This is a genomic window from Mesorhizobium sp. B1-1-7 (assembly GCF_006442705.1).
Lineage (GTDB): Bacteria > Pseudomonadota > Alphaproteobacteria > Rhizobiales > Rhizobiaceae > Mesorhizobium > Mesorhizobium opportunistum.
The window spans coordinates 99,425-115,190 of sequence record NZ_VFWQ01000008.1 but is presented as its reverse complement, the minus strand read 5'-3'; the positions used below and the strand labels follow the sequence as shown (position 1 = coordinate 115,190).

At 66.2% G+C, this 15,766-nt stretch carries 14 protein-coding genes; 8 read left to right on the top strand and 6 right to left on the bottom strand.

What is annotated here, in order from left to right; all coding sequences use genetic code 11:
• Positions 1-6 precede the first annotated feature (6 nt).
• From FJ978_RS15275 to FJ978_RS15255, 5 genes are read left to right on the top strand one after another with little or no spacing between them, the layout of a single operon-like run.
• Positions 7-1,083 (top strand): Gfo/Idh/MocA family oxidoreductase, encoded by a 1,077-nt coding sequence (locus FJ978_RS15275; protein ID WP_140572763.1) that lies wholly within the window; start codon positions 7-9, stop codon positions 1,081-1,083.
• Entirely contained in the window at positions 1,083-1,901 is an 819-nt protein-coding gene (locus tag FJ978_RS15270) for a sugar phosphate isomerase/epimerase (RefSeq protein ID WP_140572762.1), read from the top strand. Before FJ978_RS15275 ends, FJ978_RS15270 begins: the two co-directional genes overlap by 1 nt.
• Positions 1,901-2,734 carry an alpha/beta hydrolase gene (locus FJ978_RS15265; protein WP_140572761.1) on the top strand — a complete coding sequence of 278 codons (834 nt, stop codon included), beginning with the start codon at positions 1,901-1,903 and terminating at the stop codon, positions 2,732-2,734. The genes FJ978_RS15270 and FJ978_RS15265 overlap by 1 nt, the downstream gene beginning before the upstream one ends.
• Positions 2,731-3,453 carry a ribulose-phosphate 3-epimerase gene (locus tag FJ978_RS15260; protein ID WP_013896865.1) on the top strand — a complete coding sequence of 241 codons (723 nt, stop codon included), beginning with the start codon at positions 2,731-2,733 and terminating at the stop codon, positions 3,451-3,453. Before FJ978_RS15265 ends, FJ978_RS15260 begins: the two co-directional genes overlap by 4 nt.
• Positions 3,450-4,469, top strand: coding sequence for an ROK family protein (locus tag FJ978_RS15255; RefSeq protein WP_140572760.1), 1,020 nt, complete (start codon positions 3,450-3,452; stop codon positions 4,467-4,469). The genes FJ978_RS15260 and FJ978_RS15255 overlap by 4 nt, the downstream gene beginning before the upstream one ends.
• A gap of 116 nt (positions 4,470-4,585) precedes the next feature.
• On the opposite strand, the gene FJ978_RS15250 is transcribed toward FJ978_RS15255, so the two are convergent.
• Entirely contained in the window at positions 4,586-5,914 is a 1,329-nt protein-coding gene (locus tag FJ978_RS15250) for a dicarboxylate/amino acid:cation symporter (RefSeq protein WP_013896863.1), read from the bottom strand.
• 242 nt (positions 5,915-6,156) lie between these two features.
• On the opposite strand from FJ978_RS15250, the gene FJ978_RS15245 reads away from it, so the two are divergent.
• The 3 genes from FJ978_RS15245 to FJ978_RS15235 all read left to right on the top strand — a co-directional run bounded on the left by FJ978_RS15245 (position 6,157) and on the right by FJ978_RS15235 (position 9,930).
• The gene (locus FJ978_RS15245) at positions 6,157-8,058 is read left to right on the top strand and encodes a sensor histidine kinase (protein ID WP_246678141.1); all 1,902 of its coding nucleotides are present in this window, start codon (positions 6,157-6,159) and stop codon (positions 8,056-8,058) included.
• On the top strand, positions 8,055-9,434 hold the full coding sequence (locus FJ978_RS15240; protein WP_140572759.1) for a sigma-54 dependent transcriptional regulator: 1,380 nt from the start codon (positions 8,055-8,057) through the stop codon (positions 9,432-9,434). Before FJ978_RS15245 ends, FJ978_RS15240 begins: the two co-directional genes overlap by 4 nt.
• Before the next feature lie 73 nt (positions 9,435-9,507).
• Entirely contained in the window at positions 9,508-9,930 is a 423-nt protein-coding gene (locus FJ978_RS15235; protein WP_140572758.1) for a GNAT family N-acetyltransferase, read from the top strand.
• Here FJ978_RS15235 and FJ978_RS15230 read toward each other — a convergent pair.
• From FJ978_RS15230 to FJ978_RS15210, 5 genes are all read right to left on the bottom strand, one after another.
• Positions 9,927-11,042: an anhydro-N-acetylmuramic acid kinase gene (locus FJ978_RS15230; RefSeq protein ID WP_140572757.1), complete on the bottom strand. Its 1,116-nt coding sequence runs from the start codon at positions 11,040-11,042 to the stop codon at positions 9,927-9,929. The genes FJ978_RS15235 and FJ978_RS15230 overlap by 4 nt on opposite strands.
• A gap of 10 nt (positions 11,043-11,052) precedes the next feature.
• Positions 11,053-12,051, bottom strand: coding sequence for a serine hydrolase (locus FJ978_RS15225; protein WP_140572756.1), 999 nt, complete (start codon positions 12,049-12,051; stop codon positions 11,053-11,055).
• 100 nt (positions 12,052-12,151) lie between these two features.
• Positions 12,152-13,900, bottom strand: a complete 1,749-nt coding sequence (locus tag FJ978_RS15220; protein WP_140572755.1) for an ABC transporter ATP-binding protein — start codon at positions 13,898-13,900, stop codon at positions 12,152-12,154.
• Positions 13,897-14,736: an ABC transporter permease gene (locus tag FJ978_RS15215; protein ID WP_140572754.1), complete on the bottom strand. Its 840-nt coding sequence runs from the start codon at positions 14,734-14,736 to the stop codon at positions 13,897-13,899. Before FJ978_RS15215 ends, FJ978_RS15220 begins: the two co-directional genes overlap by 4 nt.
• Complete coding sequence (locus tag FJ978_RS15210; RefSeq protein WP_140572753.1) at positions 14,736-15,695, bottom strand: ABC transporter permease; 960 nt, start codon at positions 15,693-15,695, stop codon at positions 14,736-14,738. Before FJ978_RS15210 ends, FJ978_RS15215 begins: the two co-directional genes overlap by 1 nt.
• Positions 15,696-15,766: the final 71 nt, after the last annotated feature.

Sequence of the window (15,766 nt, the reverse complement as noted above, 5' to 3'; positions counted from 1 at the left end):
GAGACGATGATCAAGAAACAAGACAGACGCCTCAGGGTCGGTGTGCTCGGCTGCGGCCCCATCGCGCAGTTCGCGCATCTGCAATCCTGCGTGAAGGCCGGGAATGCCGACCTTTACGCCATCTGCGACGCGGCCCCCGATCTGCTCGCCCGCATGGGCGCCACTTACGAGCCGCAAAAGATCTATGCCGACTATGACGCCATGCTCGCCGATCCCGAGCTGGAAGCGGTGATCGTCGCCACGTCGGATGCCTATCACGTGCCGATGTCGATCAAGGCGCTCGACGCCGGCAAGCATGTTCTCTGCGAAAAGCCGATCGGTACCTCGGTCGAGGAAGGCGAGGCGCTGGCGCAGGCGGTCAGGCGCTCGGGCAAGGTGCTGCAGGTCGGGCACATGAAGCGCTTCGACCCGGCGCTGGAGGCTGCGCACGACTTCGTGCGAGACGAGATGGGCGAGGTGCTGGCGCTGAAGGCCTGGTATTGCGATTCGACCCATCGCTACACCAACACCGACGCCATTCAGCCGCTGCCGGTCACCAGCAAACTGGCGAAGAAGCCGGCGGGCAATCCCAAGGCTGATCTCAGGCAATATTTCATGCTGGCGCACGGCTCGCATCTCGTCGATACGGCACGTTTCCTTTGCGGCGAGATCACTGCCGTCCGCGCGCGCCTCAACGAGCGCTTCGGCGCCTATTGCTGGTTCGTCGAAACCGAATTCGCCAGCGGCGCGCTCGGCCATCTCGACCTCACCGTCGCCGTGCGCATGGACTGGCACGAAGGGTTCCAGCTCTATGGCGAGAACGGCTCCGTCATCGCCAAGACATTCAACCCTTGGTACTTCCGGGCCAGCGAGGTCGATATCTTCCACGAAAAGGACGCGACCTCGCGAAAACCGCTCGGCGCCGACGGCCATTTCTTCCGCCGCCAGCTGGAGGGTCTTGCCGACACGGTGCTCAACGGCACGCCGATGCGCGGCGCCAATGTCGACGACGGCATCGCCTCGATCCGCGCCATGGTAGCGATTGCCCGATCGGTGGAAACGGGCGAGCGGGTCGAGCTCGCCTCGGTTTCGGGTGCGGTCTGATGCATCTCGGCATTTTCGCCAAGACGTTTGCCGGCACCGAGCCGGCCGCCGTGCTAACGGCGGTGCGGCAAGCGGGCTATGAGACGACGCAGTTCAATCTCGCCTGCGCCGGCCTGCCGTCGATGCCCGATGCCGTGCCGGCGGATGCTGTTGCGAACATCCGGGTCGGCGCGCAAACGTCAGGCGTTTCGCTCGCTGCACTCTCGGGCACCTACAACATGGCGCATCCCGACAAGGCCGTGCGCGACGACGGTCTTCGCCGTCTTGGTGTCGTCATCGAGACGGCGGCGGTCCTCGGCATTCCGCTGGTCACGCTCTGCACCGGCTCGCGCAACGCCGCCGATCAATGGGCCTATCACCCCGACAATGCGACACCGGCCGCCTGGTCCGACATGGCTGTCGAGATGGCGAAGGCGTTGGCGCTGGCCGAGACCGCCGGCGTCGATCTCGGCATCGAGCCCGAGCAGGCCAACATCGTCACCTCGGCCAACGATGCGACGCGGCTGATCGCCGAGATGGGCTCCAGGCGTCTCAAGATCGTGCTCGATCCGGCGAACCTGTTCGAGCACGCGAGCCCGGATGAGGCGCGTGCCATCGTCGCCGCCGCGATCGATGAGGCGGCGGGCCACATCGCCATGGCGCACGCCAAGGACCGGCATGGCGACGGCCGCTTTGCCACGGCAGGGCAAGGCATCGTCGATTTCCCGGATTTTGTCGCGCGGCTGAAGGCCGTGGACTTCGACGGGGCGCTCGTCACCCACGGGCTGTCCGCCGACGAAGCCCCCGGCGTCGCCGCCTTCCTGCGCGGGCTGCTTTGATGAGCGCCGCGCCGACAACCATGCTTCGCGACGATGCCGCACTTCGTGTCTTCGACACGGGGCAGGGCGGACTTCCCGTTACCTTCCAGCATGGTCTCGGCGGCGATGCCAATCAGGTGGCGCAGAATTTTCCTGACCAACCATCATACCGCCGGCTGACCGTCGAATGCCGTGCGCAGGGCGGCTCCGGCGCCGGCAGCAAGCGTCCATTCTCGATAGCGATGTTCGCCGGCGACGTGCTGGCCGCCTCCGATGCGGCTGGGCTCGACCGTTTCGTCGCCGGCGGCATCTCGATGGGCGCGGCGATCGCGCTGCAGCTGGCCTCTCGCCACCCCGACCGTGTCCTTGGTTTGGTGCTGGTGCGGCCTGCCTGGGCCTTCGACGCGGCGCCGCAAAACATGCGCGCCTACGCGGAGGTGGCGCAACTCATCCACGACCGTCCGCTCGATGAGGCGCGCGACGCCTTCGCAACCTCCGCGACTGCGGCTCGCTTTCGCAGCGAGGCGCCGGATAATCTCGCCTCGCTGCTCGGCTTCTTCGAGCGTGAAAACGCCACCGTCTTCGCCGAGGTGATGCAGGCGATCGCAGCCGATGGGCCCGGCGTCTCGCGGGCTGCCGCGGGCGCGCTTGCCGTCCCGACGCTCGTCATCGGCTGCGGCCTCGATCTCGTCCATCCCTTGGCGACCGCCCGCGAGCTCGCTGAGATCATCCCCAACGCGATCTTCGCCGAAGTGACACCAAAGGCGACCGACAAGGACCGCCATTTCGCTGAGATCCGTGCCGCCATCGGCGGCTTTCTCGACATGAATTTCAACAACCAGGACCCATCATGATCTCGAAACCACTCTCTGGCCCGGCCGCCATCGCCGCATTGCCGCGCGACCGCATGATCGCCGAATTCTCATCGTGGTCCGCCGACCTCGCCAATATCGAGAGCGATCTCAGGCGGATCGAGCCCTATGTCGACCTTCACCACGTCGATGTGGCGGATGGTCATTTCGCGCCATCTTTCCTGTTCTTTCCCGATCTCGTCGCCCGCATCGCCAAGCTGACGGCGAAACCCATCCATGTCCATCTGATGGTCGATGCCGGTATCGTCGAGGCGCAGACACGGCAGTTCATCGAGGCCGGCGCCGACATGATCAGCGTCCACGCCGAAAACGGCGAGGCGGGATTGCGCGCCGTGCGGTTGGCCCGTGAACTCGGTGCCGAAGCCGGCGTCGTGCTCAGGCTGGAGACACCGGTCGAGGCGGTGACGCCGTTCGTCTCCGAGATCGCCTTCGTCACGCTGCTCGGCACCGCGATCGGCGTCAAGGGCCAGAGCCTGTCTGAGAAAGCCTGCGACCGGCTGCGCGCTGCCCGTGCGATTCTGAGGAAGGCTGGTCGCGAGGCTGCCGTGGTGCTTGCCGCCGACGGTGGCATCCGCCACGAGACCGGGCCCTTGCTGCGTGCCGCCGGGGCCGAGACCGTGGTTCTGGGTTCGCTCGCTTTTGGCGACAAGGATCTGGCCGGCCGCATTGCCTGGCTGCATGGGCTGAAGGTCGCCGCATGAGCAGCGAAGCCGCTCTCGCGATCGATCTTGGTGGCACCGAGCTTCGTGCCGCGCTGGTCGACCGTGACGGCAAGATCCTGGCCTTTTCGGCCGTGCCGACGCAGGCGCAGGCCGGCCCCGATGTGGTGATCGGCCAGATCGAGGCGCTGGCCGCGACCGTTCATGCCGAGGCCCCTGGGCTCGCCATTGTCGGTGTCGGCGTCGGTGCGCCCGGGCCGCTCGATCCGCTGGCCGGCATCGCGGTCGGGCCGCCGACACTCGCCGGCTGGCAGGACGTGCCGCTGGCCGACATCCTCGAGCGCCGGCTCGGCCTGCCGGTGCGGCTGGAGAACGACGCTAACGCGGCAGCGCTCGGCGAATGGCGCTTCGGCGCCGGCCACGGCGCGCGTTCGCTGGTGTTCGTCACGGTGTCGACCGGCATCGGTGGCGGCGTCGTGGTCGACGGGCGCATCCTGCACGGCCGCCGCGGTCTTGCGGCCGAGATCGGCCACATGACCATCACCAATGAGGGCGAACGCTGCGTCTGCGGTGTTGTCGGCTGCTTCGAGGCTATCGCCTCGGGAACCGCGCTCGGCCGCCGCGCCGACGCCGCGACGGCTCCCTGGGACGGCTCGACGCTGCGCCGCCTCTCGGCCAACGCCGAGGTGACGGGCCGCCACGTGGTCGAGGCCGCGCGGCTGCAGGATGACCTCGCTGTGGCCTTGCTCGAGGAGGAGGCGCGCTGGCTCGGCGTCGGCTTCACCAATCTCCTGCATCTCTATTCGCCCGACGTGCTGGTTGTAGGCGGCGGCATCGCCAACGGCCTCGACCTGATGGCGCCCGTCATCGAAGCGACCATCCGGCAGCGCGCCATGCGCGCCTACCGTGACGTGCCGGTTGTCGAGGCCCAGCTCGGCCGCCACGCCGGGCTGGTTGGCGCGGCCAGCCTTATCCTGTTCGATGATGGCAGCCTGGCGGCGCGCATGCCTGTCGGTCCAAGCACCTATCCGGACATCAGGAGGGACTTCAAGGGCTGAGCTCAAGCTGCGCGGCGTGCTCGCGCCGCACGGCAAAACCGCCTGACATCGCCGCGCATGAAAATGGCCGGAGGCAGCGATGCCTCCGGCCATCGACATTTCTAAACGACTGCGGATTACTCTGCGGGAACGATATCTGCCGGCAGGCTGTCGTCGGCTGTTCCAGCCAATGCTCTTGCCAGCTTGGCCTCGTCGAGTTCGCCTTCCCAGCGGGCGACCACCAGCGTGGCGACGGCGTTGCCGACGAAATTGGTCAGCGCCCGGCACTCCGACATGAAACGGTCGACGCCGAGGATCAGCGCCATGCCGGCGACCGGCACCGAAGGCACCACCGAAAGCGTCGCGGCCAGCGTGATGAAGCCCGCCCCGGTGATGCCGGCGGCGCCCTTCGAGGAAAGCATTGCCACCAGCAGCAGCAAGATCTGGTCGCCGATCGACAAATGGATGTTCGTTGCCTGCGCGATGAACAGCGCCGCCAGCGTCATGTAGATGTTGGTGCCGTCGAGGTTGAAGGAATAGCCGGTCGGAATGACCAGCCCGACCACCGAGCGCTTGGCTCCGGCCTTTTCCATCTTTTCCATCAGCGAGGGGAGCGCGGCCTCCGACGAGGAGGTGCCGAGCACCAGAAGCAGCTCTTCCTTGATGTAGCGAAGCAGCGACAGGATGGAGAACCCATTGTAGCGGCAGACCGCGCCCAGCACGACGAACACGAACAGCAGCGACGTCGCATAGAAGGTGCCGACCAGCATGGCGAGGTTGATGACCGAGCCGATGCCATATTTGCCGATGGTGAAGGCCATGGCGCCGAACGCACCGATCGGGGCTGCCTTCATCAGCACGCTGACCAGCTTGAACATCGGCGCCATCAGCGCCTGCAGGAAGTTGAGCACCGGCGCGCCGCGGTCGCCGACCAGCGCCAATGCGATGCCGAACAGCACCGAGAAGAAAAGCACCTGCAATATGTCGCCGTCGGCGAAGGCGCCGACGATCGTGCCTGGAATGATGTTCATCAGGAAGCCGGTGACCGACTGGTCATGCGCCTTGGCGGCATAGGTGTTGACGGTCGAGGCATCGAGCGTCGCCGGATCGATGTTGAAGCCGGCCCCTGGCTGCACGACATTGGCCACGACAAGGCCGATGATCAGCGCCAGCGTCGAGAAGGTGAGGAAGTAGAGCATCGCCTTGCCGGCGACGCGCCCGACCTTCTGCAGGTCGCTCATGCCGGCGATGCCGGTCGCGACCGTCAGGAAGATGACCGGGGCGATGATCATCTTGACCAGCTTGATGAAGGCGTCGCCGAGCGGCTTCATACTCTCGCCGATCGACGGATAGTAGTGGCCGAGCAGGATGCCGACGGTGATCGCCACCAGAACCTGCACGTAGAGTTGGGCGTAAAGGGGCTTGCGCTGCGCGGCAGGCGCGCCCGATTGATCTGCGATGTGCATCGAACTCTCCCTGGCCGGATGGACGGAATCCGCCCTGCGTGACTTCTCCCATCGCGGCGCTCCGGTCGCACGCCGCTGGAGAGAATTTTGCAAGCGCCGTGCCAGATCGCGGAAAGGCCGGAATCCCCGGATTTCGGGCCTTGTTCGCGCCCATTCGGCAAATACCTGTGCGGGTTTCCGCACAGGTGGCGTTTGCCTGGGCGGAATTTCGCATTACACTGGCGGCGAAGACCTGAGGACAAATGGACAAGCCAACGCCGGAAGCAGGCACCGATAGCGGCAACGTTGGGCCCCTCGGCCGTGACTTGCTGCGCGAGGCGGTGGCCCGGCTACGCGATGGCCGCTGGCTTGTCGTCGTCATTGCCCTTGCGGTTCTGGCCGCCGCGATCGCCATTGCCGGGCGCATCGCCTCCGACCAGGCGGCCGACAATCTGCGCGATGGTGCACTTGCCGCCCTGCCGCTGGCGGCGGGCACGCTGACCGGGGAGATCGAGAAGCAGCGCCTGGTGCCGTTGGTGCTGGCACGTGACGATGCTGTGCGCGGAGCGCTGCGCCGGGCCGGAAAGATGCAGGAAGCGGCGCTCAACGACAAGCTCAAGGCGATTGCCCGCGACGCCGCGGCGTCCGCCATCTATGTCATCGATACGGCCGGCATCGCCATATCGGCCAGCAATGCCGGCGAGCCGGCGAGCTTTGTCGGCATCGACTACAATTTTCGGCACTATTTCCAGCAAGCGATGGCGAAGGGCGCCGCCAGCCAGTATGGCCTTGGCACGGTCAGCGGCAAGCCCGGTCTGTACCTGGCCAGCCGCGTCGACGATGGCGGCAAGCCGCTTGGCGTCGCGGTGCTGAAGGTCGAACTCGACGGCGTCGAAGCCAATTGGCGCTCCAGCGGCTTCCTCGTTTTCGTCACCGACGAACGCGGCGTCGTGCTGGCCACCAGCCAGCCCGAATGGCGCTTTCACGCGCTGGCGCCGCTCTCCGCTGGCGCTGCCGCCGCCGCGCATGAGCAGCTTCAGCTGGCCGATGCGGCCTTCGAACCACTGCCGATACGGCGTGGTGCCGGTGACGGCCTGGCGACGATCGACGGTTCTGGAAAATCGCGCCAGTTCGTCGAAGTGGTGCAAGATCTGCCCGGTGCGGTCTCCGGCTGGCGCCTCTGGCTGCTGACGCCGGCCGATGCCGCCCTCTCGTCCGCCGCCAACACGGCGCGCCTGACAACGCTGCTGGGGCTGTTGCTGACAGGCTTGCTTGCCTACGTGCTCACCCGGCGCCGCCGTACGCGCCGGTTGCGGCAGGAGGCCTTGGCGCGCATGAATGCAGAGCTCGAGAGCCGGGTCAGCACCCGGACGGCCGAGCTGACGCGCTCCAACACGGCACTCGCCGAGGAAATCTCCGAGCGTGAGAGCGCCGAAGCCAAGGTCCGCCGGCTGCGCGACGATCTCGCCCAGGCCAACCGCCTCTCCATCCTCGGCCAGATCGCGGCCGGCGTGGCGCATGAGATCAACCAGCCGGTCGCCGCGATCCGTACCTATGCCGAGAATGCCGGACGCTTTCTCGAAACCGGCAAAACCGAACCGGCGAGCGGCAATCTGACATTGATCGTCTCGATGACCGAACGCATCGGCGCCATCACCAACACACTGCGCACCTTCGCCCGCCGGCCCGGTGTCGCCGCCTCGCCCTTGCCGGTGCGCGAGGCGATCGACGGCGCGCTGTCGCTTCTGTCGGGCCGTATCCGCGATTCCGGCGTCACCATCGTCAAGCCGCTCGGCAACGCCTCGCCGATGGTCATGGCGAGTCGTATCCGGCTCGAGCAGATCCTGGTCAATTTGTTGCAGAATGCGCTGGACGCAATGAAGGATCGGCCCGATCCCCGCATCGAGATCGAACTCGCCGAGCGGGACGACCGGGTGTTGATTTCGGTGCGCGACAACGGTCCCGGCCTCGGTCCTGAAGCGGCCGGCAATCTGTTCATGCCGTTCCAGACCACCAAGGAGAAGGGGCTTGGGCTGGGGCTGGTGATCTCGCAGGAGATCGCCCAGGAGTTGGGCGGCACGCTGCGGCTCGATCGCGGCAGCGACAGCGGCCCCGGCAATGGCACCGGCGCATCCTTCACCATCGACTTGAGGCGGATCGAATGACGCAGAAACAAGGGTTGGTGGCGCTCGTCGACGACGATGCCGACCTGCTTCACGCCACCACGCAATTGCTCGATCTTGCCGGCTTCACGGTGGTCGCGCTCAAGACGGCCGAGGCAGCGCTTGCTGTCGTCGACCGGGACTTCGACGGCGTGGTCGTCAGCGACATCCGCATGCCCGGCATGAACGGGCTGCAACTGTTCGACCGCATCAAGGCGATCGATCCCGACATACCGGTGATCCTGGTCACCGGGCATGGCGACGTCGATCTTGCGGTGGCCGCGCTCAAGGACGGTGTCTACGATTTTATCCCGAAGCCCTATGCCGGCGATCGTCTGGTCGAGGCATTGAGACGGGCGAGCGAGAAGCGGCGGCTGGTGATCGAGAACCGGCGGCTGCGCGAAGCCGCGGCCCAGGCCGCCGACGGCCTGCCGCTGATCGGCGAAGCGCCAGCCATCAGCCGGCTGCGCGAAACCTTGCGCCAGATCGCCGACATGGATGTCGACGTGCTGGTGGAAGGGGAGACCGGGACCGGCAAGGAGGTGGTGGCGGACCTGTTGCACCGGTGGGGCCGGCGCCGGGCGAAACCCTTCGTGGCGCTGAACTGTGGCGCTCTGCCGGAGACCGTCATCGAAAGCGAGCTGTTCGGCCATGAGGCGGGCGCCTTCACCGGCGCGCAGCGGCGGCGCATCGGCCGTATCGAGCATTCCAGCGGCGGCACGCTGTTCCTCGACGAGATCGAATCCATGCCGCCGGCCCTGCAGGTCAAGCTGCTGCGGGTGCTCGAAACGCGCAGCCTCACCCCGCTCGGCTCGAATGATGTCCGGCGCATCGATCTGAGGGTCGTCGCGGCGACCAAGGTCGATCTCGGCCAGTCGGACCAGCGCGGCCATTTTCGCGAGGATCTCTATTTCCGCCTCAACGTGGTGACGCTGCGCATCCCGCCGCTGCGCGAGCGGCGCGGCGACATCCCGATGCTGTTCGGTCATTTCCTCGGCAAAGCCGCCGAACGCTTCGGCCGGCCGGTCGCCAGGGTGAATGCCGCGGTGAGCGATCATCTCCAGTCGCATGGCTGGCCCGGCAATGTCCGCGAACTCGCCCATTTCGCCGATCGCGTCGCGCTCGGCCTCGGTCCGGACGATGAGGCGAGGGCGGCTTCCCCGCGATCGCCGGAGCCGGCGGCCGCGCTGCCCGAACGGGTCGGCCACTTCGAGGCGCAGCTCATCCGCGAGGCCCTGCGCGATCATGGCGGTGACGTGCGCGGCGCCATCGACGCGCTCGGCGTGCCGCGCAAGACTTTCTACGACAAGCTCAAGCGCTATGGCATTGCCGCGTCGGACTTCCGCAACGGCGGCGACCCGCAAGCTGTTCGAGAGTAGACATAGAAATTGCGCCAGGGCCTTACGCCCCGTAACGCTTCAAGCCCACCCAGTCGAGCATTTCGGAAGAGCCATGAACACGACACTTGAAACGACGGCTAAGCCTTTGCCGGAAGACCTCGCCTTTCTCGGCGAACAGCTGACGGCGTTCAACGACGGCGATGTCGGGGCTTCCGAGAGAAAGGCCCTGGCGGTGTTCGTGCGCGACGAGAACGGAGCCGTCGTCGCCGGCATCTCGGGCTACACGGCCTGGGGCTGGCTTTACGTGCAGTGGCTGTGGGTCGACGAAAGGCTGCGCGGCCAGCACATGGCAGGCCAGATGCTGGACGCGGCCGAACAGGAAGCCGTTGCACGCGGCTGCAGGAACGCCTGGATCGACACCTTCAATCCGAACGCCGCCAAGGTCTACCAGCGCCAGGGCTACCAGCCCTTCGGAACGCTAGCCGATTTCCCTGTCGGCCGCAGCCGCATCTTCCTGCAGAAGAAACTGGCTTAACCGGCGAGCTTTCCGCCGCGCATCGGTCGCGGCGCGCCGGTGGTGCTCGGAAAGCTGATCGGCAGGCCGCGCAGCACGCGCACCGCCAGGAAGGCGAAACACTCGGCCTCGACGGCGTCGCCGCTCCATCCCAGGCTTTCCGCTTGCACCACCTCGACGCCTGCGCGGCTGGCCAGCATCGCCATCATCGTCGGGTTGTGACGGCCGCCGCCGCTGACCACCAGCCTTTTCGGACGGCTCGGCAAAAGGTCGAGCGCCTTGCCGACGGCGGCAGCGGTGAAGGCGGTGAGCAGGGCCGCGCCATCCTCGGCGTCCAGCCCGTCCGCCATCGCGGCGCCGAAGTCGAAACGGTCCAGCGATTTTGGATAGGACTTGCTGAGATAAGGGTGCTGCAGCAGCGTGGCGAGCCTTGCCTCGTCGACCTTGCCAGCACGGCCGAGCGCGCCGTCGCGGTCCATTTCGCCGAGCCCCTTCGACTTGATGAAATCGTTGAGCGGCGCGTTGGCGGGGCCGGTGTCAAAGGCGACGACATTGTCGGCGCCGTCCCACCAGGTGATGTTGGCGACGCCGCCGAGGTTAAGCACGGCCACCTCGCCGCTGGCGCCGGCGCTGCGCATCAGCGCGGTGTGATAGGCGGCGGCAAGGGGCGCGCCTTGCCCGCCGGCGCGCATGTCGGCCGAGCGGAAATCATAGGCAACCTTGGTGCCAAGCAAGGCGTGCATGAGTTCGCCGTCGCCCAGCTGCCGGGTCTGGCCGAGCCTTCCGGCCTGGGGCGCGCGATGCAGCACCGTCTGGCCGTGGAAGCCGACGACGCCGATATCGGCTATCGTCATGCCATAGCCTTCGACCAATTCCTTGACAGCCGCCGACTGGGCGCGCGTCAGCGCTTCCTCGGCCTCGCGGAAGATCGCCGGTTCCGGTCCGACAAAATTCCAGGCCCGCGCCGCCGTCAGCGTCTCTTCCAGCAGGGCGCGGATCGAGGCGGGATAGGGCATCAGCCGGTAGGTGCCGAAATCGTCGATGCGCTCGCCATCGGTCTTGATCAGCGCGACGTCGATGTTGCCGTCAAGCACCGTGCCGGTCATCAGGCCGACGGCCCAGATTGGTTCCATGGTCGCTTCCTTAGTCGCTGTTGATGAGATCGCCGACCGCTTGCCGAAGCGCAACGATTCCACTGTCGAAATGACGTGTCGGATGGATCCGGTTGGTGAGCAAGGTCCAGGCCTTGCCCTCGTCGAAATCGATCCACAGTCCCGTGCCGGTGAAGCCGGTATGGCCGATGGTACCCGGGCTGCATAAGGCGCCGCCGGACCAGCCCTCATAGGGGCGTTCCCAGCCATGCGTGCGGGTGGCTGACAAGGGCGTGCGCATCAACGTGGTCGAAGGTTCGGAAGCGCCGGTCAGCAGCCCTTGCGCGAAATCGAGTATCGACGCCGCCGTTCCGAACAGGCCGGCATGTCCCGCGCCCTGCAGCGCCGAGCAATTGTCGTCGTGCACCTCGCCGGAGAGCACCCGATGACGCCAGGTGCAGTCCTCCGTCGCGGCTGACGCATCGGGTTCCGCGGACCAGGCAAATCCCGGGCCGGGATCCATGTCACGGATGGTCTTGCCCGACAGCCGCTCGAGCGCGAAGCCGAGCAGGATGAAATTGATGTCGGAATAAACAGGATCGCGAGCCCGCCATTCGCGCTGCAGGATGAAGGCACGCAGCAGCTCCGGATCGCGTCCGTAAGTGTAGATCGGCTCGACCGCCGGAAACGGCGTCTGGTGCCCGAGGCACTGGCGAAACGTCACCTTCCGCTCCCAGGCCGTCGCGTCATACTGGCGAAGATCCGGCAGCACCGAGATCAGCGGCGCGTCAAGGTCGATCAAACCGGCTTCCGCCAGCGCCAGGATGCGCGGCGTGGTGAAGATGATTTTGGTGAGTGATGCCAGGTCGAACCATGTGTCGACCTGCATGGGGCGCTGCTTCGGCACGAGTTGTGCTGAGCCGATTGCCCTGGTGATGTGGTGGCCATTTTTGTCGACGATGCCGAGCACGCCGCCGGGGATGCGCCTGGCGGCCACTGCGGCTGCGAGCGGTGCGAACGCGCGATCGAAGAGTTGGGGGAGGGCGGTCAAGGCCGTCCTCCACTCGAAAGTTGGCGCTCTACGGCGCCCCCCTCTGCCCTGCCGGGCAGAGGGGGGTGCTGTCCCGCCAACCTGAGATATCCGAGGGTCATCACCCTTCCATCCTCGCTCGATGATCCCCACCAAACTCCTCCCATCGCGCCGGCGCCGGCTCGAACCCTTGCGGCCGCACGAGCGAGGGAACCTGGCGCGTATCGAGCTCGAAATGCTCACGCCGCCGCGCGATGGTCGGAACCGCGGCGATGAGCTTTTTCGTATAGGAATGCTTCGGCCTTGCCAGCACCGACGCCGCATCGCCGATCTCGACGATCTGGCCGGCATAGATGACGGCGATGCGGTGGGCGATCCGCTCGACGACCGCCATGTCGTGCGAGATGAACAGATAGGCCAGCCCGAACTCGCGCTGCAGGTCGACCAGCAGCTCCAGCACCTTGGCCTGCACCGAAACGTCCAGCGCCGACACCGCTTCATCCAGCACGACGACGGAAGGGTTGAGCATCAGCGCCCGTGCTATGCACAGCCTTTGCCGCTGGCCGCCGGAGAATTCATGCGGATAACGCTCCAGGCTGTTCTTGGGCAGGCCGACGCGTTCCAGCAGGTTCGCCATTCTGGTCCGGGCTTCGGCATTCACGCGGCCGCTGGTGGCGATCACCGGCTCGGCCAGGATGCTCTCGATGGTCAGCCTTGGGTTGAGCGAAGCGTAGGGGTTCTGGAACACCATCTGCACGGGCTTGGCGCCGTGCTCCGCCGAGGGCATTTGGGCGCGAACTGAGAAGCTGCCACGCGTGGAACGTACCAGCCCAAGGACCGCCTTTGCCGTGGTCGACTTGCCCGAGCCGCTCTCGCCGACAATCGCCAGCGTTTCGCCCGGCATCAGGTCGAAGTCGACGCCGTCGACGGCATGCACCGCGCCGGTGGCGCGGCTGAAGAAATTGCTCTTGAGCGGAAACCGCACGACGAGACCGTCGACCCTCAAGGCCGGTTCTGCGCTTGCATCCTCCTTGCGCTGTCCGTCGGCACGTGTCGCCCTGCCGTTGGTGAAATGCGGCACGTCCTGCAGCAGATGCTGCGTGTAGGGATGCTGTGGGTTGTCGAGGATCTGGTTCAGCTCACCCTGTTCGACGGCCTGTCCGTTCTGCATCACCATCACCTTGTCGGCAATGCCGGCAACCAGGCCGATGTCGTGGGTGATGAAGATCATCGACATGCCGGTCTCGCGCTTCAGCTCGGCCAGCAGCGCCATGATCTGCGCCTGCACGGTGACATCGAGTGCGGTCGTCGGCTCGTCGGCGATCAGCAGGCGCGGATTGCAGGCCAGCGCAATGGCGATCATCACCCGCTGCAGCATGCCGCCCGACAGCTGGTTGGGCGTGTATTTCAGCCGCCGTGCCCCATCGGGAATGCGCACGCGGTCGAGCGCATCTCTGGCCGCGGCCGTGGCTTGCCGACCGGTCAAGCCGCGATGCAGGCGAAACGATTCCTCGATCTGCGAACCGATGGTCAGCACCGGATTGAGCGAGGTCATCGGCTCCTGGAAGATCATGCCGATCTCGGCGCCGCGAATGCGGGTCAGTTGCGGCTCGGTGGCGCTCATCAGGTCGAAGAGGCTGCCGCCGGCGCGCTTCAGCGTCATGCTGCCGCCAGTGATACAACCGCCGCCGAAATCGATAAGCCGATTGATCGATAATGCGGTGACGGATTTGCCCGAGCCGCTTTCGCCGACAATGGCCAGCGTCTCGCCATCGGCGATGTCGAAGCTGACGCCGCGCACCACCTCATTGGCTTGCGGATCGCGGCCGAAGCCGACGCGCAGGTCCGATACCGACAGCAAGGGGCTCATGCCGGGGCCCTCCGCATCTTCGGATCGAGGATGTCGCGCAGCGCGTCGCCAAGCAGGTTGAAGCCGAGGATGCTGATCATGATGGTCAGGCCGGGGAAGATCATCAGCCAGGGCGCGGTTTCCATCAGGTTGCGGCTGTCGCTCAGCATCAGGCCGAGCGAGGCGGCGGGCGGCTGCGTGCCGAGGCCGAGAAAGCTCAAGCCGGCTTCCGTCAGCAATGCCCAGGCCAGCGCCAGCGTCACCTGAACGGTCAACGGCGCCACCAGGTTGAGCAGCAGGTGCCGCGTGACGACATAGAACGAACTGCTGCCGAAGGTGCGCGCGGCATCGACGAATTCGCGTGCCTTGAGCGACAAGGCAGGGCCGCGCACCACGCGGGTGAAGATCGGCGTGTAGACGATGCCGATGGCAACGACACTGGTCCAGGTGCCAGGCCCGGCAACGGTGACGATGAGCAGCGCCAGCAGGATCGCCGGGAAGGCCAGCAGCACATCCATGATCCGCATCACCACGCCGTCCCAACGACGGCCGAGCCAGGCGGCGGCCAGTCCGAGCACCGTGCCGGCAAGTGTGGCGAAGGCGACCGAGAAGAAGGCGACGGTGAACGATTGGCCGATGCCCGCCATCAGCCGGCTCGCCACGTCGCGGCCGAACAGGTCGGTTCCCATCCAGTAGGCGCCGTTGGGTGCATGCAGCCGGTCGACGCGGTACTGCGTGATCGGATTGTGCGGCGTGAGCCCGAGCAGGCCAAGGATAGCGAGCACGAGATAGATGCCGACGATGACACCGCCGATGCGGCCACTGCCGTGCCCTAAAATGGCGCGCACAATGCGCATCACTGTTCTCCCAGCCGGATGCGCGGATCGAGCCCGACATAGGCGAGATCGACCAGGAGATTGACGATCATGAAGTTGAAGGCGATGAACAGCACGGCTCCCTGCACCAGCGCGTAGTCGCGCTGCAGGATCGCGTCGAGCACCATGCGTCCGAGGCCCGGCAGGGCGTAGATCTGCTCGACAATGACGGCGCCGCCTAGCAGGTAGCCGAATTCGATGCCACTTAGCGTCACCACCGGGATCAGCGCGTTGGGCAGCGCATGCCGCCAGATGACGCTGCGCGCCGATGCGCCCTTGCTGCGGGCGGTGCGCACATAATCGTCGCTCAAAACGTCGAGCATCGCCGAACGCGCGATGCGGGTGACCGACGCCGCGAAGGCGAAGCCGAGCGTGATGGCGGGCAGGACCAGTTGGCTGAGATTGCGCAGCGGGTCCCGCCAGAGCGGCGCGAATTCGCCCATCGCCGGCAGCACGCCGAAGCCCGCCGACAGCGTGTAGATGATCAGCAGGCCAAGCACGAAGCTCGGCGTCGACTGGCCGATCATGGCGACGATGCGCACCCCGAGGTCGGACGGTTTTTCGCTATGCGTGGCGGCGTAGATCCCTGCCGGCAGGCCGGCCGCCAAGGCAATGACCATCGACAGCACGGCCAGCTCGAGCGTCAGCGGAAAGCGCTCGAGGATGACGTCGAGCACCGACCTGCCATAGGTGACGGAGATGCCGAGATTGCCGTGCAGGATGCCGCCTATCCAGCGCCAGTACTGGACGAACCAGGGCTGGTCGATGCCGAAATAGGCGGCGAGCGAATCCCGTTGCGCCGGCGTCAGCAGGCCGGCTTCGGTCCCCAGCATCGCCGTGATCGAATCGCCCGGCACCATCCGGATCGCCACGAAGACCAGGATGGACACACCAAGCAGGACGAGAGGAAACGTCGCCAGTCGCCGCATCAGATAGTTCACGCGAAGGATACCTCTCGTCTAGAGCATGATGCCGAAAAGTGTGAAGCGGTTTTCGGACGACATCATGCTCT

Bases quoted from the DNA above. Each gene is read 5' to 3' on its own strand.
- FJ978_RS15275 (WP_140572763.1), top strand. From the start codon at position 7: ATGATCAAGAAACAAGACAGACGCCTCAGGGTCGGTGTGCTCGGCTGC.
- FJ978_RS15240 (WP_140572759.1), top strand. From the start codon at position 8,055: ATGACGCAGAAACAAGGGTTGGTGGCGCTCGTCGACGACGATGCCGAC.
- FJ978_RS15255 (WP_140572760.1), top strand. From the start codon at position 3,450: ATGAGCAGCGAAGCCGCTCTCGCGATCGATCTTGGTGGCACCGAGCTT.
- FJ978_RS15265 (WP_140572761.1), top strand. From the start codon at position 1,901: ATGAGCGCCGCGCCGACAACCATGCTTCGCGACGATGCCGCACTTCGT.
- FJ978_RS15245 (WP_246678141.1), top strand. From the start codon at position 6,157: ATGGACAAGCCAACGCCGGAAGCAGGCACCGATAGCGGCAACGTTGGG.
- FJ978_RS15215 (WP_140572754.1), bottom strand. From the start codon at position 14,736: ATGCGCATTGTGCGCGCCATTTTAGGGCACGGCAGTGGCCGCATCGGC.
- FJ978_RS15270 (WP_140572762.1), top strand. From the start codon at position 1,083: ATGCATCTCGGCATTTTCGCCAAGACGTTTGCCGGCACCGAGCCGGCC.
- FJ978_RS15235 (WP_140572758.1), top strand. From the start codon at position 9,508: ATGAACACGACACTTGAAACGACGGCTAAGCCTTTGCCGGAAGACCTC.
- FJ978_RS15250 (WP_013896863.1), bottom strand. From the start codon at position 5,914: ATGCACATCGCAGATCAATCGGGCGCGCCTGCCGCGCAGCGCAAGCCC.
- FJ978_RS15220 (WP_140572755.1), bottom strand. From the start codon at position 13,900: ATGAGCCCCTTGCTGTCGGTATCGGACCTGCGCGTCGGCTTCGGCCGC.
- FJ978_RS15230 (WP_140572757.1), bottom strand. From the start codon at position 11,042: ATGGAACCAATCTGGGCCGTCGGCCTGATGACCGGCACGGTGCTTGAC.
- FJ978_RS15260 (WP_013896865.1), top strand. From the start codon at position 2,731: ATGATCTCGAAACCACTCTCTGGCCCGGCCGCCATCGCCGCATTGCCG.